At 60.0% G+C, this 25540-nt stretch carries 22 protein-coding genes (1 of these 22 running past the window's edge); 6 read left to right on the forward strand and 16 right to left on the reverse strand.

Going from position 1 to position 25540, the window contains the following annotated elements; genetic code table 11:
- A protein-coding gene (locus ACK6D9_RS00275) for a M23 family metallopeptidase (protein WP_412050198.1) crosses the window boundary here: on the forward strand, nt 1–1507 show its 3' portion. It extends 440 nt beyond the left edge of the window; the window shows 1507 of its 1947 coding nt (coding positions 441–1947); its start codon lies off the left edge, out of view; its stop codon occupies nt 1505–1507.
- Nucleotides 1508–1683: 176 nt separating this feature from the next.
- Here the strand turns inward: ACK6D9_RS00275 and clpB are convergent, their stop codons facing one another.
- The 6 genes from clpB to ACK6D9_RS00305 form a co-directional block, all read right to left on the reverse strand.
- The gene (gene clpB, locus ACK6D9_RS00280) at nt 1684–4311 is read right to left on the reverse strand and encodes an ATP-dependent chaperone ClpB (protein WP_412050199.1); all 2628 of its coding nucleotides are present in this window, start codon (nt 4309–4311) and stop codon (nt 1684–1686) included.
- A 189-nt stretch (nt 4312–4500) separates the two neighbouring features.
- Nucleotides 4501–5241, reverse strand: a complete 741-nt coding sequence (locus ACK6D9_RS00285; protein ID WP_412051696.1) for a DUF4167 domain-containing protein — start codon at nt 5239–5241, stop codon at nt 4501–4503.
- Between the two features lie 285 nt (nt 5242–5526).
- Nucleotides 5527–6438, reverse strand: coding sequence for a peptide chain release factor N(5)-glutamine methyltransferase (gene prmC / locus ACK6D9_RS00290; protein ID WP_412050200.1), 912 nt, complete (start codon nt 6436–6438; stop codon nt 5527–5529).
- Nucleotides 6425–7510 (reverse strand): peptide chain release factor 1, encoded by a 1086-nt coding sequence (gene prfA, locus ACK6D9_RS00295; protein WP_412050201.1) that lies wholly within the window; start codon nt 7508–7510, stop codon nt 6425–6427. Before prfA ends, prmC begins: the two co-directional genes overlap by 14 nt.
- 13 nt (nt 7511–7523) lie before the next feature.
- Entirely contained in the window at nt 7524–9785 is a 2262-nt protein-coding gene (gene ptsP, locus ACK6D9_RS00300) for a phosphoenolpyruvate--protein phosphotransferase (protein ID WP_322990868.1), read from the reverse strand.
- A 108-nt stretch (nt 9786–9893) separates the two neighbouring features.
- Complete coding sequence (locus ACK6D9_RS00305; protein ID WP_412050202.1) at nt 9894–11168, reverse strand: aspartate kinase; 1275 nt, start codon at nt 11166–11168, stop codon at nt 9894–9896.
- A 191-nt stretch (nt 11169–11359) separates the two neighbouring features.
- Here ACK6D9_RS00305 and ubiG point away from each other — a divergent pair, with 191 nt between their 5' ends.
- Nucleotides 11360–12112 (forward strand): bifunctional 2-polyprenyl-6-hydroxyphenol methylase/3-demethylubiquinol 3-O-methyltransferase UbiG, encoded by a 753-nt coding sequence (gene ubiG, locus ACK6D9_RS00310; protein WP_412050203.1) that lies wholly within the window; start codon nt 11360–11362, stop codon nt 12110–12112.
- A gap of 155 nt (nt 12113–12267) precedes the next feature.
- Here ubiG and ACK6D9_RS00315 read toward each other — a convergent pair whose 3' ends face one another.
- From ACK6D9_RS00315 to ACK6D9_RS00330, 4 genes are read right to left on the reverse strand one after another with little or no spacing between them, the layout of a single operon-like run.
- Nucleotides 12268–12693: a DUF1178 family protein gene (locus ACK6D9_RS00315; protein ID WP_322988900.1), complete on the reverse strand. Its 426-nt coding sequence runs from the start codon at nt 12691–12693 to the stop codon at nt 12268–12270.
- On the reverse strand, nt 12690–13550 hold the full coding sequence (locus ACK6D9_RS00320) for a carbon-nitrogen hydrolase family protein (RefSeq protein WP_412050204.1): 861 nt from the start codon (nt 13548–13550) through the stop codon (nt 12690–12692). The genes ACK6D9_RS00315 and ACK6D9_RS00320 overlap by 4 nt, the downstream gene beginning before the upstream one ends.
- Before the next feature lie 4 nt (nt 13551–13554).
- Nucleotides 13555–13815 (reverse strand): glutaredoxin 3, encoded by a 261-nt coding sequence (gene grxC, locus ACK6D9_RS00325; RefSeq protein WP_322988898.1) that lies wholly within the window; start codon nt 13813–13815, stop codon nt 13555–13557.
- 55 nt (nt 13816–13870) lie between these two features.
- Nucleotides 13871–14662: a ComF family protein gene (locus ACK6D9_RS00330; protein ID WP_412050205.1), complete on the reverse strand. Its 792-nt coding sequence runs from the start codon at nt 14660–14662 to the stop codon at nt 13871–13873.
- Nucleotides 14663–14724: 62 nt separating this feature from the next.
- On the opposite strand from ACK6D9_RS00330, the gene ACK6D9_RS00335 reads away from it, so the two are divergent.
- On the forward strand, nt 14725–15609 hold the full coding sequence (locus tag ACK6D9_RS00335) for a methyltransferase domain-containing protein (protein WP_412050206.1): 885 nt from the start codon (nt 14725–14727) through the stop codon (nt 15607–15609).
- A gap of 28 nt (nt 15610–15637) precedes the next feature.
- Here the strand turns inward: ACK6D9_RS00335 and ACK6D9_RS00340 are convergent, their stop codons facing one another.
- The 6 genes from ACK6D9_RS00340 to ACK6D9_RS00365 all read right to left on the reverse strand — a co-directional run bounded on the left by ACK6D9_RS00340 (nt 15638) and on the right by ACK6D9_RS00365 (nt 19644).
- The gene (locus ACK6D9_RS00340) at nt 15638–15811 is read right to left on the reverse strand and encodes a Flp family type IVb pilin (RefSeq protein WP_322988895.1); all 174 of its coding nucleotides are present in this window, start codon (nt 15809–15811) and stop codon (nt 15638–15640) included.
- Between the two features lie 45 nt (nt 15812–15856).
- The gene (locus tag ACK6D9_RS00345) at nt 15857–16180 is read right to left on the reverse strand and encodes a hypothetical protein (protein ID WP_412050207.1); all 324 of its coding nucleotides are present in this window, start codon (nt 16178–16180) and stop codon (nt 15857–15859) included.
- A gap of 120 nt (nt 16181–16300) precedes the next feature.
- Nucleotides 16301–16708, reverse strand: coding sequence for a (deoxy)nucleoside triphosphate pyrophosphohydrolase (locus ACK6D9_RS00350; RefSeq protein WP_322988894.1), 408 nt, complete (start codon nt 16706–16708; stop codon nt 16301–16303).
- Between the two features lie 4 nt (nt 16709–16712).
- On the reverse strand, nt 16713–17525 hold the full coding sequence (locus ACK6D9_RS00355) for a GNAT family N-acetyltransferase (RefSeq protein ID WP_322988893.1): 813 nt from the start codon (nt 17523–17525) through the stop codon (nt 16713–16715).
- Entirely contained in the window at nt 17506–18747 is a 1242-nt protein-coding gene (argJ, locus tag ACK6D9_RS00360) for a bifunctional glutamate N-acetyltransferase/amino-acid acetyltransferase ArgJ (protein ID WP_412050208.1), read from the reverse strand. Before argJ ends, ACK6D9_RS00355 begins: the two co-directional genes overlap by 20 nt.
- 45 nt (nt 18748–18792) lie before the next feature.
- Nucleotides 18793–19644, reverse strand: coding sequence for a peptidylprolyl isomerase (locus ACK6D9_RS00365; RefSeq protein WP_412050209.1), 852 nt, complete (start codon nt 19642–19644; stop codon nt 18793–18795).
- Nucleotides 19645–19897: 253 nt separating this feature from the next.
- On the opposite strand from ACK6D9_RS00365, the gene secA reads away from it, so the two are divergent.
- From secA to ACK6D9_RS00380, 3 genes are all read left to right on the forward strand, one after another.
- Nucleotides 19898–22615 (forward strand): preprotein translocase subunit SecA, encoded by a 2718-nt coding sequence (gene secA, locus ACK6D9_RS00370; protein WP_412050210.1) that lies wholly within the window; start codon nt 19898–19900, stop codon nt 22613–22615.
- 219 nt (nt 22616–22834) lie between these two features.
- On the forward strand, nt 22835–24256 hold the full coding sequence (locus ACK6D9_RS00375; RefSeq protein WP_322988889.1) for a lipopolysaccharide biosynthesis protein: 1422 nt from the start codon (nt 22835–22837) through the stop codon (nt 24254–24256).
- A gap of 1 nt (nt 24257) precedes the next feature.
- A complete protein-coding gene (locus tag ACK6D9_RS00380; RefSeq protein ID WP_412050211.1) occupies nt 24258–25535 on the forward strand; it encodes a GNAT family N-acetyltransferase in 1278 nt (425 codons plus the stop codon).
- The last annotated feature ends 5 nt before the right edge of the window (nt 25536–25540 follow it).

The raw sequence follows: 25540 nt of genomic DNA on the forward strand, positions 1-25540 counted from the left end.
GCTCGATATTTTCTCCACCGGTGACGCGGAAGCTGCATCCAGCGTTCGCACCGGCGTCATCTATGGCGCCGACGTTGATTCGGAAATCAGCCTGCGAACCTTCGATTTTCCGCTCGACACGCCCGGACGTCCCTATGCGGCAGCGATGTCGCTTGAGGAGGCTGAGGAAACGGTGCGCACCAATGGCTCCGTACTCACCGACGGAACCGTTCAATACGCCGCGCTCAATTATGTCGATCCGCGCCGGTTCGGGTCAAACCGCCTGGAACTTGATTTCAGCGCCAGCCTGAACGCCAGGGTAATTGCCGAGAATGTCTCGGTGGCATCCTATTCGCCGACCTCGCAGCCGCGCGTCGACTATCTCGACGATATCGTTCCGGTGCGAAAGACAGCGGGACTGGCCGAGATACTCGACAGCGCCGGATACAATGAAGAGCAATATGCCGGCGCCCTGCAAACTCTGGAAGGCCAGATCAAGATCAGTGAAATTCCGGAGCACTCGGTAGTGCGCATCGGCGTCGAGCAGATTGGTGAGCGCGCCCGCGTTATCCGCATGAGCCTCTACCACGACGCCAGGCACCTCATCACCGTGGCGGAATCCGACCGCAACGGATTCGTGGTCGGCACCGAACCTCCGCCAACGCCGGCGGTGCGTTCCGCCTTTGACGACAGTGCTGCACCGGTGGTCAGCAGTCGCGACCTTCCCAATGTTTATGACGGGATCTATCGCGCCGGACTGACCTATGGAATGTCGTCGGACATGATCACCCAGATCATCAAGATGCTTGCCAGCACGGTCGACTTCCAGTCGCAACTCAAGCCGACCGACAGCCTTGAGGCATTCTTTTCTGTCGACGATGAGTCCGGCACGACCAGCGCCGATTCCGAGTTGCTGTTTATCAATGCCAAGTTCGGCGGCAACGCCGTCCGACTCTACCGGTTCCAGCACCCCGAAGACAATTCCATCGATTACTATGATCAGGAAGGGCGCAGCGCCCGGCAGTTCCTGTTGCGCAACCCGGTTCCCAGCGGCAAGTTCCGTTCCGGCTTCGGCATGCGCCGCCATCCGATCCTCAAATACTCGCGGATGCACACCGGAGTGGATTGGTCGGCTCCGCGTGGCACACCGATCATTGCGTCAGGCAACGGTGTTGTCCAACAGGCCGGTTGGAGTGGTGGCTATGGTCGTCAGACAATCATCCGTCACGCCAATGGCTATGTTTCGAGCTATTCTCACCAGAACGCGATCGCCAAGGGAATCAAGCCGGGCGTCAAGGTGCGTCAGGGTCAGGTCATTGGCTATGTCGGATCGACAGGCCTGTCGACGGGGCCGCATCTGCATTACGAGCTGATCGTCAACGGCAACAAGGTGGACGCCATGCGGATTCGCCTGCCCGACGGCAAGACCCTCAAGGGCGAAGCACTCGACATGTTTGCCCGCGAACGCGATCGCATCAACGCGCTTCTCGATATCAAGGTTTCCAACAAGGAAGTCGCCAGCCGGTAACGCTTTGCCAGCAACCGGTATTTAGCCAGGCTCGCTCCGGCCATTGACCACGCCCGAAGCCAAGCCGTTAGCGCGCAACGCATCCATATGGATCGGCGGCAATATGGAACAGTGCGGGGACTGCAAAACAAAAGGCGGACCAGAAGATCCGCCTTTTGTCACTTTTCAGCCGATGGTTAGGCCGCTTCGCCGGCAGCTTCCGCATCTTCTGCTGGCGATTCTTCGGAGACTGCAAACACCAGCCTGTCCGATCCGGCGCTCACGCTCACATGTGCGCCATCACCGACCTCGCCAAGCAGGATTTTCTCTGCCAGTGGGTCCTGCACGTATTTCTGCACGACACGCTTGAGCGGGCGTGCGCCATAGGCTGGGTCATAGCCCTTCTCGGCGAGCCATTCGCGAGCGGGCTCATCCAGCGTTACCTCGATCTTGCGGTCGACCAGCAGTTTGGCCATACGCTTGAGCTGGATGTCGACGATCGCGCCCATTTCCGACCGGCGCAACCGGTGGAACAGGATGATCTCGTCGATCCGGTTCAGGAACTCCGGACGGAACGACGAGCGCACAACGTTCATCACGTCATCGCGTGCGGCATCCGCATCCTGATCATCCGTGAGCGCCGCCAGATACTCGGAGCCGAGGTTCGAGGTCATGACGATCAGCGTATTGCGGAAATCGACCGTACGCCCCTGACCGTCGGTGAGACGGCCATCATCAAGCACCTGCAACAGCACGTTGAAGACATCGGGATGAGCCTTCTCGATTTCATCGAACAGGATCACCTGATAGGGCCTGCGCCGCACGGCTTCCGTCAGCGCGCCACCCTCGTCATAGCCAACATAGCCCGGAGGCGCTCCGATCAACCGCGAGACAGAATGCTTTTCCATATATTCGGACATGTCCATACGGATCAGCGCCGTCTCGTCGTCGAACAAAAACTCGGCCAATGCCTTGGTGAGCTCCGTCTTGCCGACGCCGGTCGGCCCGAGGAAGATGAATGAGCCCATCGGCCGATTGGGGTCCTGCAGTCCGGCACGGGCGCGCCGAACCGCCTTGGAGACGGCCTGAACCGCTTCCGCCTGTCCAACAACACGTTTGCCGATTTCGTCTTCCATCCTGAGCAGCTTGTCGCGTTCGCCTTGCAGCATCCGGTCAACCGGAATCCCGGTCCAGCGCGACACGATGTGGGCGATGTGATCCGGCGTGACGGTTTCCTCGACCATGCCGGCAACATCTGCCTCACCATGGGCTTCGGCTTCTTCAAGCTGCCGCTCCAGCGCCGGGATCTCGCTATAGGCAAGTTCGCCGGCGCGCTGGAACTCGCCATTGCGCTGGGCGATCGCCAGTTCGTTGCGCGCCTCCTCAAGCTTCAGCTTGAGATCGGCGGCATGGCCGAGCTTGTGCTTTTCCGACTGCCACCGCGCCGTCAGCGCATCGGACTTTTCCACAATGTCGGTCAATTCCTTGTCCAGCCGCTCAAGCCGGTCTTTGGACGCTTCGTCGGTCTCCTTCTTCAGGGCCTCGCGTTCAATTTTGAGCTGCATGATGCGACGGTCGAGTTCATCAAGCTCTTCAGGCTTGGAATCGACCTGCATTCTCAACCGCGCGGCCGACTCATCGACGAGATCGATGGCCTTGTCGGGCAGGAACCGGTCGGTGATGTAGCGATTGGAAAGCACGGCCGCAGAGACCAGCGCCGAATCGCTGATTCGAACCTTGTGATGCTGCTCGTATTTTTCCTTGAGCCCGCGCAGGATCGAAACCGTATCCTCAACAGTGGGTTCTTCCACCATCACCGGCTGGAACCGTCGGGCAAGAGCTGCATCCTTCTCGACGTGCTTTCGGTACTCATCAAGTGTGGTCGCACCAACGCAGTGCAATTCACCCCGTGCCAGTGCCGGCTTCAGCAGGTTGGACGCATCCATTGCCCCGTCGGCCTTGCCCGCACCCACGAGCGTATGCATCTCATCGATAAACAGGATGATCCCGCCATTGTTGGCCTGAATCTCGGAAAGCAGCGCCTTGAGCCGCTCCTCGAATTCGCCGCGATACTTCGCACCGGCAATCAGCGCACCCATGTCGAGCGACATCAGCTGCTTGTCCTTGAGCGATTCGGGCACATCGCCATTGACGATCCTGAGTGCCAAGCCTTCCGCGATCGCGGTCTTGCCGACTCCGGGCTCACCAATCAGCACCGGATTGTTCTTGGTGCGGCGTGACAGCACCTGAATAGTACGGCGAATTTCTTCATCGCGGCCGATTACCGGGTCCAGCTTGCCTTCACGCGCAGCCTCGGTCAGGTCGCGCGCATATTTTTTCAGGGCGTCAAACCCCTGTTCGGCCCCGGCGCTGTCTGCCGTGCGGCCCTTGCGGATGTCGTTGATGGTCTGGTTGAGACTTTGTGCCGTCAAACCTGCCCCGGAAAGAATCTTCGAGGTGGCCGCCGAAGTTTCGACCACCAGCGCCAGCAGCAGCCTTTCAACCGTGACAAAACTGTCACCGGCCTTCTTGGCGGCATCTTCTGCAGTTTGGAAAACCTTGGCGATCGGCTGCGACAGATAGAGTTGCCCATTGCCACCGCTTACCTTGGGAAGTTTCGCCAGCGCCGCGTCATTGCCCAGCCGAACATCGGCGGGCCTGCCGCCGGCGCGCTCGATCAGCGATGAGGCCATGCCCTGAACATCGTCCATCAGCACCTTGAGCAGGTGCTCCGGCACGAACTGCTGGTGTCCCTCGGCCAAGGCATAGGACTGTGCGGACTGGATGAAGCCACGCACCCGCTCCGAGTATTTCTCAATATTCATGATTTGCTCCTTTGCATGTCCCACCCTTTTCGGCGCGAAACATTGATCCCGGACGAACTCCCAAATGCGGCAAGCCCGTATGACAAAACAGATATGGGTATTGTTTCGTGTCCGATAAAGGTCCGCCATGTCATAAAAAAACCCCGGCCGCGGACGGTCGGGGTTTGATGTGTGCAAATACGCACGGTCTTACTCAGCGGTAACAGGCTCGACCTTGGTCGGTTTTTCCTTCTCGCCGCCGGCAGCCTCAGTGGTCTCCTCGGTGCGCACCCGGCGCGGTCGCCCGCGGCGACGCGGAGCGGGAGCTGCCGCCGTCTCGTCCTTGGGCTCACCCTGTTTGATAGCCACCTCAGCCGGTACGCCTTCAATCACCGGCTGCGGTGAGTCTGCGTCAAATATCGGCTGTGGCTCTTGTGTTTCCTGACGAGGTGCGCGCGGTGCCCGTTCACTCCGGTTGGAGCGTTCCTGGCGCGGTTGGCGCTCGGCGCGAGGTTGCTGTTGCTGCTGGTCGCCGCGGTCGGAACGTTCAGACCGCTGCTCCTGCGTACCATTGCCGTCCTGATCGTCATCATTGTCGCGATCATCGTCGTCCTGATCCTGCGAATCGCGATTCTGTGACTGATTCTCGTCGCGCTGAAAACGTTCCTGCATCTGCGCCTGAGCAGTCAGAATGATGCGATTGTAGTGCTCTGCATGCTGAAGATAATTTTCAGCCATCACCCGATCGCCTGAACTCTGCGCATCACGCGCCAGGTTCATGTATTTTTCTGCGACATGCTGCGCCGTGCCCCGAATTTTCACGTCTGGACCGGAGCTGTCATAGGTCCGCGAAAGTGGGCTTTGGCCTTTACGATTGCCACCGCCGCCACCGCCGCCGCCATTGTTTCCGCTGCGTCCGCGACCGCGCTTATTTTGCTGTCCTGGCCTCATTCGATAGTCACCTGGTTGTGTTCCTGAAAATATGGTTTGGCGCGTCGGCCGACATCCCAGCTCGCACATTGCGCCGCAACAAAGGATCGTTCGCCGATCCCGTCGCAATTATGGGTTCAAATTCAGATACCCGCGCCAGAGGCTGTCCTGAGAAACACTCGCATATAAAGTGGATTTCTGGAACCGAGCCGTCGGATCGAATCTGTTTCAAGACCTGCTATCCGGCACTGGCCCGGAAACTAGCCATGTTTGTCTGCAATTCCAAGCTTTTTCTTGTTGAAATCGTCAATTGCGCTCATCAGCCCCCGCGCACTCCTCTGGCAGGTGGAACAATAGGACGCGTTCAACCCCACCGAGATCGGTAAATTTGCCCGACAGTGCAAAACCCTCAGCACATAAAAGCCCGGTCACCGAACTTCCCTGGCCGATGCCGATCTCCAGCGCGACATTGCCGCCGGGCATGAGCCTTGCGCCCGCCTGCGCGGCCAGTACGCGGTAGGCATCAAGACCGTCATCACCACCATCAAGCGCCAGCAGCGGATCATGCCCGGCCACTTCATGCGACAACCCCGCCAGATCCGCGGTCGGGATGTAGGGCGGATTGGACACGATCAGGTCAAACCGTTCCTCGACCCCCGAAAACCAGTCCCCGACAGCAGCGCGATACCGCCCCGACAATCCAAGCCGGTCGGCATTCCCGAGCGCCGTCGCCACAGCCTCGGCAGACAAATCGACGCCAAAGCAGGTTGCCCGTGGGCATTCAGCCAACAACGCCAAGCCGATTGCTCCCGTGCCAATACCCAGGTCGGCGATGGAGCAAATGCCCTTGCGGGCCAGTGTCTCGCGGACTTGTGGCAGCGCGGCAGTGACCAGCGTTTCCGTGTCCGGGCGCGGTTCAAGCGTGGCAGCCGACAGCGCCAATGGCAGACCGTAGAACTCACGCACGCCAAGGATCCGGTGCACCGGATTGCCTTCCAACCGCTCATTGCCTGCCTCTGCAAGCCTTCTCCGCAATGTTTCGTCGAGCGCCGGATGGACCTCGGTAACCAGATGGTGTGGCTCGATTTCCGCCAGGCTTGAACACAGTATCCGCGCATCGAGATCGGCGTTTTCGAGCCCAGCTGCGCGAAACGCCGTGCGCATCTTGAGCCAGGCGTCACGCAGCGTGGCGGCGCCGGACAGGTCAAGCTTGTCCATGGTCGCCAAGCGTCGCCAATTGTCCCGCCTGATGATCCGAAATCAGTGCATCCACCACTTCATCAATCTCGCCCATCATCATCCGGTCGAGCTTGTAAAGAGTCAGGTTGATGCGATGATCGGTGACCCGTCCCTGCGGGTAATTATAGGTGCGAATCCGTTCCGACCGGTCACCGGAGCCGACCTGGCTGCGTCGCGACTCCGACCGCGCGTCATCTGCCCGCTGCCGTTCCATATCATAAAGTCGCGCGCGCAGGACCTGCATCGCTCGGGCCCGATTCTGGTGCTGCGATTTCTCTGACGACGTGACCACGATACCCGACGGTATGTGAGTGATGCGCACCGCCGAATCGGTGGTGTTGACATGCTGGCCGCCGGCACCGGATGCGCGCATGGTGTCGATCCGGATATCGTCGGGACGAATCTCGATGTCGATGTCTTCAGCTTCCGGCAGCACTGCGACGGTGGCCGCCGAAGTGTGTATCCGTCCGCCTGATTCGGTTTCCGGCACCCGCTGCACCCGGTGCACGCCCGATTCGAACTTCAACCGGGCAAACACACCCTTGCCGGTAATCGTGGCGATGATTTCCTTGTAGCCGCCGGCTTCACCTTCGTTTGACGACAGCACCTCGATCCGCCATCCCCGCGAAGACGCATAGCGCTCATACATCCGGAACAGATCACCGGCAAACAGTGCGGCCTCCGAGCCACCGGTTCCGGCGCGGATTTCGACGATGGCGCTGCGTTCGTCGGCAACGTCCTTGGGCAGCAGCATGATCTCGATCTGCTGTTCCAGTTCCTCGATCCTGCCCTTGATGGCGCGCAACTCGCCCTCAGCCAGCTCCCGCATCTCGCGATCGGATGACCGGTCGTCGACCATCGCCTGAAGATCGTCGCGCTCAGCCAGCGCCGCGTCCAATGCGCGAATTTCGCCGACCAGCGGCTGCAGTTCCGAATATTCGGACGCCAGCTTCACATAGGTCTCGGCATCCGGGCCCGACGACATGCGGGCCTCGACTTCGCCAAACCGGCGTTCAAGTTCACGTATTTTCTGCGTCGGCAATCGTGCCATGTCTGTTTGGTCCCTAAAGGCTCACGCCATTTGCGTCTGCAAAATCCATCAGGAACTCGCGCACCGTCTTCTCGCTCCTGGTGTCGGCGATCGCCTCCAGCAAGCCTTTTTCGAGCTTGCCCAGGTCCAGCGACAGCAGCATCGACTTGACCGGACCGATCGCCGCCGGCGACATTGATATCGAGCGGAATCCAAGCCCCAGCAACGCCATCGCCGAAAGCGGCTTGCCGGCGATTTCGCCGCACAGCGTCAACGGCGTGTTGGCGCGATCGGCAGCCTGAACGATCTGCCGTAACACCCGCAGGAACGGCCGCCCCAGCGTGTCAAACCGGTCCGCCACCCGTGAATTGCCACGGTCCACCGCCATGACAAACTGAAACAGGTCATTGGATCCGACCGAAACGAAATCCACCTCTTCCATCAGTTCGTCAAGCTGCCACATCAGGCTCGGCACTTCCAGCATGGCGCCAAACAGCACGCGACTTGGCAACTGGTGCCCAAATCGCGACAAACGCCTGACTTCCTTGTTGACAAGCTCTCGCGCCAACCGCAGCTCGTTGACCTCGGTGACCATCGGCAACATCAGCCTCAGTTCCGCCCCGTCCGCCGCTTTCAACAACGCGCGCACCTGCATGCGCAGCAAACCCGGCCGGTCCAGTGAAAACCGGATCGCACGCCAACCCAGCGCCGGGTTTTCTTCTTCCGTGGAGCGGAAATAGGGCACCACCTTGTCGCCACCAATATCCAGCGTGCGGAAGGTGACCGGCCGACCACCAGCCTGAAGCATGACATTGCGGTAAAGGCTTTCCTGTTCATCGACCTTGGGCATGGTCGAGGCAATCATGAACTGCAGTTCGGTGCGAAACAGGCCGATACCGCTGGCGCCCGATTCAGTCAGTTGCGGCAGATCCACCAGCAGCCCGGCATTCATGTGCAGCGTGATTTCCTGGCCATCGCGGGTGCGCGATTCGACATCCCGCAGGGCGCGGAACTGCTCCTGCCGCTTGGCACGGAAACGTACCTTGTCGGCATAGGCGCTCTCGATATCGGCCACCGGCCGAAGATGTACAACACCGTCCTCGCCATCAACGATGATCGCGTCGCGGTTTTCCGCAAGGGAGGAGATGCCAATCACCTGGCCGACCACCGGAATACCCATGGCGCGGGCGACGATCACCACATGGCTGGTCACCGCGCCATCCTCAAGCACCAGACCCCGCAACGAATCGCGTGGATAATCCAGCAATTCGGCCGCCCCCATGGCACGGGCAACAATGATGGCATCTTGCGGAAGGCCGGAGCCACCCGGCACGAATCCGGTCAGTTGTCTGAGCAGACGGTTGGCCAGATCGTCAAAATCGTGCAACCGCTCGCGCAAATAGGGATCGGTCATATGGATCATGCGCGCACGCGTGTCGCTTTGCACCTTTTCCACTGCCGCCTCGCAGGTCAGCCCGTTGCGGATGGCTTCTTCGAGCTTCCGCACCCAACCGCGGTCATGCGCAAACATCCGGTAGGCTTCCAGCACTGCCCGGTGTTCGCCCTCCATCGACACGTCACGTCGTGACAACATGTCGTCGATCGAGATCCTCAGCGACCCGAGCGCCTCATCCAGCCGCTGCAGTTCGGCATCAATGTCGTCATTGAGCAGGTCAGTGACGACAATTCGCGGCTCGTGCAGGATTACGTGCCCTAACCCGATGCCCTCGCCATAGGCATCGCCCTCGATTGTTACTGGCCGGCTCAGGTCCAGTTCCATTCCCGAGCGAGTTATCTGCTTGAGGTCGCCCGTGGCGATCATCTCGGCAAGCACCATTGAGGTGGTTTCGAGCGCCTCGACCTCTTCTTCGCGGTATTTCCGGTGCGCCTTGTTCTGAAGCACGAGAACGCCGAGCGACCGCCCGGCTCTCAGGATCGGAACACCAAGGAAGGAATTGTATATTTCCTCTCCGGTCTCCGGCAGATAGGTGAAGGCCGCGTGGGTCCGGGCGTCAGACAAATTGAGCGAGCGTGCGCTGGCGGCAATGGTGCCGACCAGGCCCTGGCCCATTTTCAGTTGCGCCAGGTGGACCGAATCCTTGTTCAGCCCTTCGGTGGCAAACAGTTCCAGCACGCCATCGGCACGCAGCACATAAAACGAGCACACTTCGGCGACCATATTGGACGCAATCTGGCGAACGATCTGGTCAAGGCGCTCCTGCGGCTCAAGGGGCTCCGCCATCAGTTCGCGCAGCCGCCTGAGAAGGACGCGCGGACCCGTTGAAAGGTCTCTCATCGCGCTTCATTCTCCAATTCAAGTAGCCGGCCCGGGAAGTTCCGCCAACTCAAGGCTCGGCAATGGCCGGCTTGGTAGCGTCCCCGCTGGTCTCGGGTCGAGATCTGACTATGTCTTATCGAGACCATAGACGGAATGCAAAGTTCTTACCGCCAACTCGGCATAAGCACCGTCAATCAAGATCGAAATCTTGATTTCAGACGTAGTTATCGCCTTGATATTGATCGATTTTTCGGCAAGCGCCTTGAACGCAGTGGCAGCCACCCCAGCGTGGCTGCGCATGCCGATGCCGATCACCGAGACCTTTGCCAGACCTGATTCGCTCTGAACCACGTCATAGCCGATGCTGCTCTTGTTCTGCTCCAGAACCGACAACGCCTTGGGGGCATCACTGGTCGGCACGGTAAATGTCATGTCGGTGCGCGAACCATCTTCGGAGATATTCTGGACGATCATGTCAACATTGATATGGGAATCGGCCAGCGGGCCGAAAATTGCTGCCGATACGCCAGGTCGGTCAGCCAACCGCCGGAGTGAAATCTGAGCTTCATCCTTGGCATAGGCGATGCCAGTAACGACTTCCTGTTCCACGATTTCTTCCTCGTCGCAAATAAGAGTTCCGGGCGGATTGCTCGGGTCGCCCATTCCGGGTGCGTCCGGATCATCGAAGCTGGAGCGCACGAAGGTTCTGACCTTGTGCAGCATCGCCAGTTCCACCGAGCGGACCTGCAGTACCTTGGCGCCAAGCGAGGCCATCTCGAGCATTTCCTCGAACGCGATTTTCTTCATCCGCCGCGCCTTGGGTTCAACCCGCGGATCGGTTGTATAGACACCGTCGACATCGGTATAGATATCACAGCGGTCAGCCTTAACGGCCGCGGCGATCGCCACCGCACTGGTATCGGAGCCCCCGCGTCCCAGCGTCGCCAGCCGGTTGTCGGGACCGACGCCCTGAAAGCCAGCAACCACGGCGACCTGGCCAATCTCGAACCGCTTGATAAGTTCGGTGCCGTCGATATCGACGATCCGCGCCGCACCATGCGCATTGTCGGTCTTCACCGGAATCTGCCAGCCATGCCAGGACCGGGCGTCAACGCCCATTGATTGCAGGGCAATTGCCAGCAAGCCGCTGGTTACCTGCTCTCCCGAAGCAACAATCGCATCATATTCGCGAGCGTCGTAAAATGATGCATCGGCGCCTGCCACTTTCGGCATCGCCTGAACCCAGTCGACCAATTCATTGGTCTTGCCGGCCATCGCCGACACCACCACGGCAACCTGATTGCCGGCGTCGACTTCCCGTTTGACATGCCGGGCCACATTATGGATCCGGTCAAGGTCGGCAACCGACGTGCCGCCAAACTTCATCACTATGCGGGCCATATCAAACTATCCGCTGGGTAGCCCGGAACCGGGCAAGAAAAAACGCTCCGGATGCCGGAGCGGAAGGACGCGGTCTCATAACCAATAATCCACGTGGCTGCAACTGGAGCCGCGATGTTACATTGACTGCCCTTGACAAGGCGGGCCCGACGCCCGAGTTGATGGATCGGGACAAACCCGGGAGAAAACCGATGAGCCAAGCCACTCGGACAACCATTGACCAGGGCGAGATCGAACGTTTTTCGGCTATGGCCGCGGAATGGTGGAGCCCGACGGGAAAATTCCGTCCCTTGCACAAATTCAATCCGGTTCGGCTGAGCTACATTCGGGACCAGGTTGCCGCCCATTATGGCCGCGACCCGAAATCCGACCAGCCGCTGGCGGGTCTGAGAGTTCTCGACATTGGCTGCGGCGGAGGTCTGCTGTCAGAGCCGATGGCGCGCATGGGCGCGGAAGTGCTCGGCGCCGATGCCTCGCGCACCAATGTTGAAGTAGCAGCCATCCATGCCGCCCAGACCGGCGTTGAGGTCACCTACGAAGCGGTGACATCGGAGGAATTGGCCGCACGCGGCGAGCGCTTTGACATTGTTCTCAACATGGAAGTGGTCGAGCACGTCGCCGATGTCGACCTGTTCCTGTCTTCTTGTGCTGAAATGGTCAAACCCGGCGGGCTGATGTTCATCGCCACCATCAACCGCACCATGAAAGCCATGGCGCTGGCGATTGTAGGGGCGGAATATGTCCTGCGCTGGCTGCCGCGCGGCACCCATCAGTACGAAAAACTGGTTCGACCGGAAGAAATCGAGGCTCCGCTTCTGGCATCTGGATTGAGCATCATCGACCGGACCGGCGTATTCTACAGTCCCCTGCAGGACCAGTGGAAATTGTCGCGCGACATGGATGTCAATTACATGATGCTCGCCAAACGCCCCAAGGTCGGATGATACCTCGGCTTCAGGCCAACAAAACCGGGCGCCTTTTCGGCTACGACAAAGTTCAAGGGTTCCTGGTGCGCGCACCCTGCACTTCGGACGCAGCATAAGCGGCCACGTGCAAACCGAAATTTTAGACCGCGGGGTGAATGCCGCAGGCACTCACCTCAACTCAGATCCTCTGGAAGGTCCGGCAACGGTGCAATGCCGATGCCCTCCTCGACCAGCGCCCGCGCATCTTCCTGCGACGCCTTGCCGATAATACCCCGCGCCTCGGTCTCTCCATGATGGATCTTGCGTGCTTCATCGGGAAAACGGTCGCCGACATCTTCGGAATTGTCACGTACCACCTTCACCATCTCCCTGAGCTTGCGCAGCATCTCCTGCTTTTCCGGGGCCATCGCCAGCGGACGCTTGTCCTGTTCGCGTGATACCGAGACGGAAGGCGTCATCAGCGCCTTGCTGATGGCGTGCGAGCCACAGGAGGGGCATTCGACCAGTCCACGTTCAATCTGCGCATCAAAATCCGTGCTCGAAGAAAACCATCCTTCGAACTCGTGGTCATTGTCGCATTGCAAATTGAACTTGATCACGCCACACGCACTCCTTCTGTTATCTTCTGCTGGCCATCGACCCGGTAATTCCGCGCATTTTTAAGATTGGGGATCTTGGCCCGCGCTGCCTTCACGTCATCCAGCGCCAGACTGGCAATCACCACACCCGGATCATCGCCCTCGACCTCGGCAAGCACCCGGCCCCAGGGATCGACGATGATCGAATGCCCATAGGTCTCGCGGCCGTCCTCATGCACGCCGCCTTGCGCCGCGGATACCACGAAAGCCCCATTTTCAATCGCCCGCGCGCGCTGCAGCACATGCCAATGCGCTTCGCCTGTCTGCCGGGTAAATGCCGCCGGCGCGGTCAGGATCTCGGCTCCCGCCAGCGCCAGGTCGCGAAACAAATTCGGGAATCGGATGTCATAGCAGATCCCCATCCCCACTCGCGCGCCACCAATATCAACCGACTGCGCCACCTCGCCGGGCCGGTAAAGCGCGCTCTCGCGCCAGCTTTCGCCATTGTCCAGATCCACATCGAACATGTGGATCTTGTCATAGCGCGCCAGTAAACCACCATCCGGTCCGAACACCACGCCACGATTGGCGGCCATGCCATTGCCCGCGGCAACCGCGGTCGATCCGATATGAAGGTGAATTCCCAACTCGCCGGCCAGCGCAGAGGCTGCGGCCAGAACCGGATCGTCGGCTTCGGATGCAAGTATTTGCTGTAGCGCCGCCCGGTTGCGCTGCACTGCGCCGGTCATTTCCGGCGTTTGCACATACTGCGCACCACGAGAGGCAGCCTCGCGAACCAGCTCATCCATGACCGCAATATTGGCCTGCGGGGACACGCCGGACCGCATCTGGATGGCTGCGACCACGAATTCACTCATCGCCTCAGGCTCCCGCCAACATCGGGTCGAGCTTGCCGGCACGTTCCAGCGCGAGCAATTCGTCACAACCGCCAACATGGGTGCTATCAATGAAAATCTGCGGGAATGTCGCTCGGCCATTGGCTTTGCCGATCATCTCCTGGCGAAGGTCCGGCGAGAACGTCGCATCATGTTCGGTAAAGCTCACGCCCTTGCCCTCCAGCAGTCGCTTGGCTGCAGTGCAATACCCACAAAATTGTCGCGTATAAATTGTTACTTCAGCCATGCGGTTCTCCAAGGGTTTCGGGCGGCCAGCCCTCTTCGGCGTGTGGCCAGGCCTCCTAGGCATATAGGGTTTCCTCTCCCGACCTTGCAACCCTGGCAAAAGTCAGAACATTGACCTCACCAACACCGCCGCGCTTGAGCGCCCGTGTCGCCGCCTCCACCGTAGCCCCGGTGGTCAACACGTCGTCGACCAACAACACCCGAGTGCCGAAAAGATGCGGCTTCTGCGTCTCCGGCATTCTGAACGCCCCTCGCACATTATCCTGCCGTGCCCTCAACCCCAATCCCACCTGCCGCTGGGTGGCGCGGACCCGATGCAACCCCGCTGGCAGGAAACGCTTGCCCGACAGCCGGGCAACTGCCCGCGCAAGCTCGGCGGATTGATTGTAGTGACGCGAAAACAGCCGTCGCCGGTGTAACGGCACGGCAATGATCACATCGCTGTCGTCGATCACGTCGCGGCCAGCGCGGACCATCCAGGCGGCCATCATTTCGGCGAGATCGGCGCGGTCGGAATATTTCAGGCCCTGGGCAATTCTGCGCGCCACACCATCATAAAGCACCGCTGCCCGCGCCTTGCCATAGGCCGGCGGCTGGGCGATCGCTTCGGGTGAAACCAGTCCTTCGCCGCGATCATGGTCAAATGGCGCACCGGTTATTTCGCAATAGGGCCGTTCAATGAACCGCACGCTCTGCCAGCAGACAGAACAAAGAGCCGCGTGATCACCAGTCATGATTCCGCAGCCGGCGCAAATTGGTGGATAGACAAGCCGCATCACTTGCCCGCCTGCGCTGCGGAGCGCAAACGCCAGATGATGCAGTGGATTGCCTGATCCCCGGATCTCCATTTATTGACATTAGCCCCGTTCCATCCAACAAGCGAGCCAATCACCAGTAGCCGGAGCAAGACATGGACCAATTGTTTGACCACGCGCTCATGCGCCAACGTCGCGAGCGCGCCCGTGTGGGTTTCCAGCCCGGTGCAGATTTTCTGGTCCGCAGGGTCGCCGAGGACATGGCTGAGCGCCTATCCGTCGTTGCGCGTCATTTCGACCAACCGGTGCAACTGCATGGCGGATTGCCACTTGCTGCCGACCTGATGCAGGCAACCGGGAAAACCGAAGAATTCAGTTTCATAGATTGCTGCCAGATGCCAGGTCTGGAGGGTCGCGGCCTCACCCTGGCCCCTCCCGATCTCGCCCCGCTTGAGCCGCAAAGCGTGGATCTGGCGATCTCCCCACTGGCCTTGCACCTGACCAACGATACACCCGGGATTCTGGTGCAATTGCGCAGGGCGCTCAAGCCGGATGGCTTGTTGCTCGCTGCCACACCCGGTGCCGGCACGCTTGCCGAATTGCGCGAGGCGCTGCTGGCCGCCGAAAGCGAACTCTCCGGCGGGGCAAATGCCAGGGTGCACCCCTTTGCCGACATCCGCGACTATGGCGGGCTGCTGCAACGCGCCGGTTTCGCCCTGCCGGTCACCGACATTGAAGAAGTCGTCGTACGCTATGATGATATGTTCGCCCTGCTGCGCGATCTGCGCGGCATGGGCATGACCTCGATCTTGAGCGACCGCAGCCGTCGACCGGGTCATAAGGCCATGTTCCTGCGGGCAGCAGAGATCTATGCTGAACGTTTTTCAGACCCGGACGGTCGCATACGTGCCAGTTTCCCGGTCATTCACTTATCGGGGTGGGCGCCACACGAAAGTCAGCAAAAACCACTCAAGCCGGGCTCTGCCAAGGCGCGGCTTGCTGACGCGCTGAAGGCCCCGGAACAAAAACTGCCGCGTTGAGAGAAAGCCTGGGTAAAGTCAGGAAGGCCTACTGGCTGTTGACCAGGTGCTGTGAAGCGCCATCGAGGGTGTTGTTGATGGCGTTTCCGAGCGTGGAGGCGCCAACCACCAGGGCGATCGAAAGAAATCCTGCGATCAGCCCATACTCGATTGCGGTGGCACCGCTCTTGTCTCTCAGGAACCAAGTCATCACTGTTTTCATATCGAAATTCCGACTCCGGGGTCTAGGGGAAATACGCAATCTGCCTTAGCAATCCCCGCTGGTCCGGCCATCCGTTCGAATAATGCACACGGCGCCGGGAATATCCTGCAGGATCGATTTTCGCACCGTGTAAAACGATCCGCTCGAACGTTGCTGAATTGAACCAGTGGTGATGTTGTCGTACTGGGAAGGAGACCAGGCAACCCGGGATGTCGTGGTGCGATCGGCGACAATCGGCGTCAGGATCGTCGCCACCGCAATGGCAGCAGTCCCAAATAACAATGCCACGCGAACCGCACCAAACCGCTTGCGCTGGTTTTCACCGCCAGATCTATCCATCACTGTTACCCAAAAATCGTCGCTGGCCATGGTGCCTCCACTGAGAACCCTTACCGGATTCATCGTTCGGGGTGATTGTGGCGTGCTAGAATTGAGGATTGATTAACGCTGATATCATGTTGGTCGTTTCGACCATATGGCGGCAGGAAATTACAGCAGATCGATCAGATGCGGAATCAACGGCTCGTCAGCCGGCGGCATCGGATAGGTGCGCATGTCCCGCGGTCGGACCCATTTGAGCGCCTGCCCTTCAAGCCCGCGTGCCGGGCCCTCGAATCGCCTGCAGACAAACAGCGGCATCAGCAGATGAAACTCGTCATAGCTGTGGCTGGCGAATGTCAGCGGCGCGAGGCAATCGGTCTTGGTCGTGACCCCAAGCTCTTCCATCAGCTCACGGATCAGGGCGATTTCCGGGGTTTCACCCGGTTCCACCTTGCCACCGGGAAATTCCCACAATCCCGCCAGCTTCTTGCCCTCGGGACGTTGCGACAACAACACCCGCCCATCGGCATCGACCAGCGCGCATGCGACAACCAGCAGCGTTTTCTTGCCTGTCATGAATTCACTGTCCCGGTTTCAGGCGATAGGCGTAGCGATAGACCTCGGTAAAGCCGAGCCCCTTATACAGCGCAACCGCGGCCTTATTGGCGGTTTCCACTTGCAGCCACGCCGTCTCGGCGCCACGATGACGCGCCCAGCGGAGCGCAGCCCGGATCACACCCCTACCATGTCCGGCGCGTCGTGCATCGGCACGGGTGGCAAGCTCGAACAACCCGGCCATGTCGTTATCATGAACGCAAAGCGCTGTGGCCGTCGGGCCGGTATTGTCGTCTTCGATCACGAACAAACCGCTTGGCGGCCGTATCGAACTCAGGACTTCGGTCAATCCGGCCTTTAATGATTGATCACGGCCATGAACCATGATCGCCGCATCGACATAGCGGCCGATATCGCGAACCGGCAGATAATCCATACCACCATCGATATCCAGCCGGTCGATCGCCCCGGCCATGACGATTGTCTCGTCGAACCGGCGCCAGCCATGCGCGTCCAAAAAAGTCTCGAGTTGAGGCGGCGCCAGCGGCGATTGCCGAAACACGAGCGGCCTGTCATAGGCATCGAACCGGCGCGCAGCCCGTTCAACCCTGATCTCGATATCACCGTGATCTGACGGATCGAGAGGATTGACCGAATTTAGCCGCTTGGAAGGATGGCCCGCAGTCAAGCGGATCTGCCAGCTGCCGTCATACTGAATCGATGCCGCCGGCCATGCCCGAAATCCGACCGCTTCCAATCGTCTGACAATTGCAAGATTGGGCACTATGCGCTCCACGCTCGGTGGTTCGGACAGATCATCAACTCCGGTAGTCGCCATTGATCTCAACATATGCCTTGGTCAGGTCACAGGTAAACACCCGCGCCTTGCCGCGTCCAATTCCAAGATCAACCCTGATGGTGATCTCGTCGCGTTTCATCACGTCTGACGCAGCCGCTTCGCTGTAGTCGGGATCCCGCTCGCCATCGACCGCAACCCGGATGTCGCCGAACCAGATGGCCAGCTTGTCCCGCTCGGCCTTCTCGCCGGCCTTGCCGACTGCCATGACGACACGACCCCAATTGGCATCTTCGCCCGCAATCGCGGTTTTGACCAGTGGTGAATTGGCAATCGACCTGGCGATGCGGCCCGCCGCCTTTGCCGAGGCTGCGCCGGTAACAAGTATTTCTACCTGCTTGCGCGCCCCCTCGCCGTCACGAACGACCTGGATCGCCAGATCCTCCATAAGGCCGGCTAGTGCCTTCGAAAAAGCCCGCGCACGAGGGTCACTCGCCGTCGATATTACCTCGGCTCCCTGCTCCGAGGCAGCCCCGGTCGCAAACACCATCAGCGTGTCGGAAGTGGAGGTGTCGCTGTCAACAGTGACCGCATTGAAGGTTGAACCGACGTACCGGCTGAGCATTGCCTGCAGTGCCGCCGCCTCGATGTTGGCGTCGGTGACGATGAAGGAAAGCATGGTCGCCATATCCGGGGCAATCATACCCGCACCCTTGGCCATGCCGTTCAGCGTCACCGTCACGCCGTCGATCCGCGCCGTCCGTGTGGCCACTTTCGGATAGGTGTCGGTGGTCATGATTGCCCGTGCCGCGTCAAGCCAGCGATCGCCGCTGGCTGAGGCCGCCATCTGCCCGAGCACGGTTACGAATTTGCTCGCATCCAGCGGTTCTCCAATCACGCCGGTCGACGCCAAGAATACTTCGGCTTCACTGCACCCGACGGCTTCCGCCGCAGCACGGGCCGTCAATGCCGTTGAAGCGCGCCCCTTCTGACCGGTAAACGCGTTGGCGTTGCCCGAATTGACCACCAGCGCCCGCGCCTGGCCTCCACCGAGATTGGCACGGCAGAAGTCAACTGGCGCCGAAGGGCATTTCGAGGTCGTGAACACGCCAGCCACCGCCGCCGGCCGATCAAACACCATCAGCATCACGTCCGTGCGACCAGCGTATTTGATCCCGGCCGCGGCGGTTTCTATGCGCGCGCCCCTGATCGGGGGCAGCGCGGCATAGGTTTTCGGAGCCAGGGGGGAAATGTCGCCGGACATGCGTTTGAACCTTGTTTGACGGACATTATCGGCCCGAAAATGCTCTTAGGGTTGCTTGGTGATCGCCTCGTAGGCCGTCTTCAGATCCGGATCGACAACCTCGATCTCGACCCCTTCGCGGGCATCGCGGATGAGCTCTGCGTACCGCTCGCGCATCACCATCTGACGAACCTGAGCCGCAACTTCCTCAAACGCCGGCGGCGCTGTTTCCCTGCGGTCTTCAAGCTTGATCACATGCCAGCCGAACTGGGTCTTGATCGGTTCCTTGGCATATTCACCTTTATTCAGGGCAAAAGCTGCCGCCTCGAATTCCGGCACCATGCGGCCCTTGGTGAAATAGCCGAGATCGCCACCCTGTGCCGCGCTCGGTCCGGTCGACTTCTCTTTTGCCAGTTCGGCGAAATCCTTGCCGGCTTCAAGCTCGGCAATGACTGCCTTGGCTTCTTCTTCGGTTTTGAGCAGGATATGACGCGCGCTGATTTCTTCTTCCGGCGGCGTGGCCGCGATTTCCTTTTCATAGCGCGCCTTGACGTCGGCCTCGGTGACCGGATCAACAACGGTGGCCTTGAAAAGCGCATTGTGCAGAGCACGGTCGCGCTGGAACGCCATCAATTTTTTGAAATCATCGGTCTCGTCGAGCTTCTCGCCTTCGGCTTTGTGCGCCAGTGTCTTGATATCGATAATGGCAGCAAGAGCTGCGACCCGGCGCTGTTCTGCAGGAAGCTTGTCGAACTGCGGGTCGAGGTCGCCCTCAGCCATATTCAGCTCCGAGGTCCGAATTTCAGCCCCCGCAACAGTCGCGACCACCGGATCGGCCTCTTCAGCGGCATGACCATGCACCGGCAGGAAGGCAATGGTCGTCAAGAGGAGCGTGGCTGTAAGCTGCGATAAGCGCATGGACTAACCTTTCATTGGGAAGCATCTTTCGACAGCCACCCCTGTACCGAGGAGAAGTTGGCCATCTTATGACGGCCCTTTGCCGCCGTTGACATCGTTCAACCCCCCTCTTATCTGTCAGCCAACCGTCCGTCCAGATGACTTTCACCCGGTGAAGGTGGTTTGGACTACGATTCCAACCGTTTCACCGGCTGCCATCCAGCGCCGGTTCTCCGCTCTGCCGCCCGCGCAGTCTCAAGAAAGGACCATTACAATGGTCAAGATCGGCGCTATCGCCCGCAAAATGTTCGGCTCATCCAATGATCGTCGGATCCGGGCCTACAATCCAAAAATAGCTGCCATCAATGCTCTGGAGCCGGAAATCAGTGCCCTGAGCGATGCTGACCTTGCCGCCCGCACGACACAATTTCGTGAGCAGATCGCAGCAGGCGCCAAGCTCGACGACCTGTTGATCCCGGCCTTTGCCACTGTTCGCGAGGCAGCTCGCCGGGCCATCGGCCTGCGCCCCTTCGATGTCCAGTTGATCGGCGGCATCATTCTCAATGAAAACGCCATTGCCGAGATGAAGACCGGCGAAGGTAAAACGCTGGTCGCGACCCTTCCGGTCTATCTCAACGCGCTTTCCGGCAAGGGCGTGCATGTGGTTACCGTCAACGATTACCTGGCTACCCGCGACGCCGAATGGATGAGCCAGATCTACAGCTTCCTTGGCCTGACCACCGGCATTATCGGTCACGGCATGGACGATGATGAACGCCGCGCTGCCTACGCCTGCGACATCACCTATGCCACCAACAACGAGCTCGGCTTCGATTATCTGCGCGACAACATGAAGTATGACCGCGCCCAGATGGTGCAGCGCGGGCACAATTACGCCATCGTCGACGAGGTCGATTCAATTCTTGTTGACGAAGCGCGCACGCCGCTGATCATTTCCGGACCGCTGGACGACCGCTCGACGCTTTACAACAGCATCGACACACTGATCCAGAAGCTCGAACCCGACGATTACGAGATTGACGAAAAGCAGCGCTCGGCCACTTTCACCGAAGTTGGCACCGAGAAGCTGGAAGCCATGCTGACCGAAGCCGGCATGCTCAAGGGCGAATCGCTCTATGACGTCGAGAACGTCGCGGTCGTGCACCACATCAACAATGCGCTGAAGGCGCACCGGCTGTTCGCACGCGACAAGGATTACATCGTCCGCAACGACGAAATCGTCATCATTGACGAATTCACCGGCCGCATGATGCCGGGCCGCCGCTATTCGGAAGGCCAGCATCAGGCGCTTGAGGCCAAGGAAGGCGTCAAGATCCAGCCGGAAAACCAGACGCTGGCTTCCATCACCTTCCAGAACTATTTCCGGATGTACGACAAGCTTGGCGGCATGACCGGCACTGCGGCCACCGAAGCCGAGGAATTTGGCAATATTTACGGCCTCGACGTCGTCGAAGTGCCGACCAATGTTCCCATCGCCCGTATCGACGAAGACGACGAGGTCTACCGCACGGTCGAGGAAAAATACCAGGCCATCATCGCCGACATCAAGCAGGCGCGCGAGCGCAAGCAGCCGGTGCTGGTGGGCACCACCTCGATCGAGAAATCGGAAATCCTGGCCGAACTGCTGCGCAAGGAAGGCCTGACCGATTTCAAGGTGCTCAATGCCCGCTATCACGAGCAGGAAGCCTATATCGTCTCTCAGGCCGGCGTACCCGGCGCAATTACCATTGCCACCAACATGGCAGGCCGCGGAACCGACATCCAGCTCGGCGGCAATGCCGACATGCGTGTCGCCCAGGAACTTGGCGACATGCCCGAAGGCCCCGAGCGCGACAAGCGCGAACAGGAAATCCGCGCTGAAATCCAGGCGCTCAAGGACGAGGCACGTGCGGCCGGCGGGCTTTACGTGCTCGCCACAGAGCGCCATGAAAGCCGCCGCATCGACAATCAGTTGCGCGGCCGTTCCGGTCGTCAGGGTGACCCTGGCCGCTCCAAGTTCTTCCTGTCGCTGCAAGATGACCTGATGCGCATCTTCGGCTCCGAGCGGATGGACGGCATGCTCAAGTCGCTCGGCCTCAAGGAAGGCGAGGCGATTGTCCATCCCTGGATCAACAAGGCGCTGGAACGCGCTCAGAAAAAGGTCGAGGCGCGCAACTTCGACATCCGGAAGAACCTGCTCCAGTACGATGACGTGATGAACGACCAGCGCAAGGTCATCTTTGATCAGCGCAAGGAACTGATGGACGCGGAATCGGTTTCCGAAATCATCGCCGACATGCGCCAGGAAGTGATCGACGGCCTCGTCAACCTGCATATTCCGGAGCGGGCCTATGCCGAGCAGTGGAATGTTGTCGAACTGAAAAAGGGCGTGGAGGCTTATCTCAATCTGGACCTGCCGATTGAGGAATGGGCTGCAGAAGAAGGAATTGCCGAGGACGACATCCGCGCCCGCATCACCGAAGCAGCTGACAAAATGGCGGCCGAACGCGCTGAACGGTTCGGCCCGGAAGTTACCAACTATGTAGAAAAATCGGTTGTCCTTCAAACCCTTGACCATCTCTGGCGCGAACAGCTGGTCAATCTCGACCATCTTCGTTCGGTGGTCGGGTTCCGCGGTTACGGCCAGCGCGACCCGCTTCAGGAATACAAATCCGAAGCCTTTGAACTTTTCCAGGCGTTGCTTGCTAATCTGCGTCAGGCCGTCATGGCTCAGCTGATGCGCGTCGAAATAGTTCGCGAAGCTGCACCCGAACCAGCCCTGCCTGAAGGCATGGAAGCTCACCATCTCGATCCCAACACCGGGGAAGATGAATTCGATCCGGAACAGGCCCTTTCGGCAGCAGCTCTCGGTGTCGTATCACCGGAAGACCGCGACCCCGAGAATCCGGAAACCTGGGGCAAGGTCGGCCGCAACGAGGCCTGCCCTTGCGGTTCTGGCAAGAAATACAAGCATTGCCACGGCGCTTTCTGAAACGCTTCCCGGCCGGATTAAGCCATTCAGCCGGGACAGTTTTACCTTGAAAACTTGGATTTTGGCGCGGTTCTTCCCGACTGGGACGGCCGCGCCTGAAGGCGTTGCGACGGAGCTGGTCCCGGCCACTGGCGCAGAGGCTTTTGTGCACGCCGGCCAAACCGTTTCTTAACATCGCCATGCCAAGGTGCCCGAACAGCAATGGGTACAGTTTTGAGCATGACCTTGATCGACACCGCCGGCAAGATGCTGCCGCCGCGCTACGCCGCGCGGCTGACGCTGGCACTCGACCATCTGTCAACTGTCATCACCGCCGGTGACGAGACCAGCCAGGCCCAGCGCATGGCCATGATCGCCTTTGCCATCCGCATTGTCAGCGCCGCGATCGCTTTTGTCTCGCAGATCATTCTGGCGCGGCTGATGGGCGAGTTCGAATACGGCGTATTTGTCTTCGTCTGGGTGATCGCGGTGATCCTGGGCAACCTTTCCTGCCTCGGTTTTCACACCGCCGTCATCCGTTTCCTGCCGCAATACCGCAATGACGGCGCCGAAGCGGCGATCAACGGACTAACAGCGACCGCGCGGATTTTCGCCATGGTCTCGGCGACACTGATCGCTGCCACCGGCATTGCCGCGCTCTACATGCTCGGTGACCGGATCGAAGCCCATTACATCCAGCCGCTGTTCATCGGCGCTTTCGCGCTGCCAATGATCGCGCTCGGCGATGTCCTTGATGGCACCGCCCGCGCCAATGGCTGGCCGGTGCATGCCTTGAGCCCGACCTATATTGTAAGGCCACTGTTGATTCTCGCCTTTGTCGGGGCCGCCGTCGGTCTCGGCCAGGTGGCCAATGCCGACACCGCCATTCTGGCGACACTTGCCGCAGCCTACCTGACCACTGTGGTTCAGTTCCTGACCATTACCGCCAGACTGCGGAACCGGTTTCCGGCCCGCAAGCTCGAGATCCATTTCCGTGCATGGTTGCTGGTGGCACTCCCGATCTTCCTGATCGAGGGTTTCTATTTCATGCTTACCAATGCCGATGTCGTCATCGTCGGCTTCTATCTGCCGCCCGAAAAGGTCGCGGTCTATTTCGCCGCAGCCAAAACCATGGCGCTGGTGCATTTCGTCTATTTCGCCGTCAAGGCAGCCGCTGCACAACGTTTTTCCGGCCTGGTCTCGGGCAACGACCGGTCAGCGCTTGCAACCTTCGCACGCCAGACCGTGCAGTGGACGTTCTGGCCGTCGCTGCTGGTCGGTGTCCTGGTCATAGCCGCCGGGCCGTTTCTTCTGTCGCTGTTCGGCCCCGCCTTCACCGAAGGGCACATGGTCATGGTCGTGCTGTTTGCGGGCATCATCGCCAAGGCTATGGTCGGCCCCGGTGAAGTCTTGCTGACCATGGCCGGCGAACAGAAGGTTTGCGCGGCAATCTACGGTTTCGCACTGGCGGCAAATCTTGGGCTCAACATCGTCCTGATTCCCGCCTGGGGCCTGCTTGGCGCGGCCACCGCCACCGCTGCGGCGATGGTGATTGAAGCCGTTGCCCTGCATTTCATCGTTCGCCGCAGGCTGGGCATAATCATGTTCATTGCCGCACGTTCGAGGCCGGTTCCCGCCTTGTCTGCAACGGAGGAACGCTAACATGGCTTCGAGCCCCATCGTTCAGGAAGGCGTCGGCAGCCAGGCAAATTCGCTGATTGGCGAGTTTGCCGATGTCGAGACCGCCCGCCCCGTCCCCGAGCGCGATATCCCGGTTGGCCGCCCCGGCCGACACCTGGCAATTTACCCGGCCCGCGCCGGCTATGAACTGCAGGAAGAACTCGATTTTCTGACCAACCGGGCAATCGAGCCGAACGTGTTCTTTTCCGGCCGGTTTCTGGCGCCGGCGATGCCGCGGCTCGAGGACCGCATCATCCGCCTGATGCTGATGCGCGACGAAAGCGAAACTAGCTCACGCATGCGTCTGCTGTTGCCGTTTTCCGTCGAAAAACCTGGGTTTTCCGTCGGCGCCTCGATCATTCGCGCCTGGGCCAATCCGTTTGGACCGCAGGGAACGCCGCTGCTCGACCGCGAGGGCGCGGCCGAAACGCTCGACAACATGCTGGAAGCCCTTGGCAACAAGGATTCGGGATTACCGGACATCCTGGTGCTTCCGGACATGCGCCTGAAGGGCCCGGTTGCAGCGCTGCTGCGCGCCGTGGCGCTGGGGCGCAATCTCTCCGTGGTCGAAACCGACCAGGTGGAACGGCCGTTTCTCGAAAGCAGCCTGGACGGTGACGAATACCTCGCCAAATCCATTTCCGGCAAACATCGCCACGAGCTCCGTCGCCAATGGCGCCGGCTTTCCGAACATGGCGAGGTGAGCTACATGGTTGCCCGTCAGCCCGAGGAAATCCGTCATCACCTTGAGGAATTTCTCACGCTCGAGGATTCCGGCTGGAAGGGTCGCCGCAGGACTGCGATGGTGGCCGACCGCTATCGCGCTGCGTTTGCCCGCGAGGCAATCAACAGCCTCGCCGAAACCGACAGCGTGCGCATCCACAGCCTGGCCCTGAACGGCGAGGCGATCGCCTCGATGGTCGTGTTTGTCTCGGCCGGCGAGTCCTGGACCTGGAAAACCGCCTATAATGAAACTTGGGCGCGCTATTCACCGGGCAAGCTGCTGGTCGACCGGTTGACCGAATGGCATCTCGACGATCTCAACATCAGTCGCACTGATTCCTGTGCCGTGCCGGATCATCCGATCATGAGCAAATTCTGGACCGAACGCGAAAGCGTAGGGACCATGGTCGTCGGGCTGCATCCCAACCGCGACCGCGATGTCCGTCAGGTTGCGACCCAGCTCCACATCTACCGCAACACCCGCAACATCGCCCGGCTGTTGCGTCAGAAAATTCGCGGCATGGCCGCCGGGCGCTAAACTTC

It is taken from the genome of Hoeflea sp. Naph1 (assembly GCF_046837775.1).
Lineage (GTDB): Bacteria > Pseudomonadota > Alphaproteobacteria > Rhizobiales > Rhizobiaceae > Hoeflea.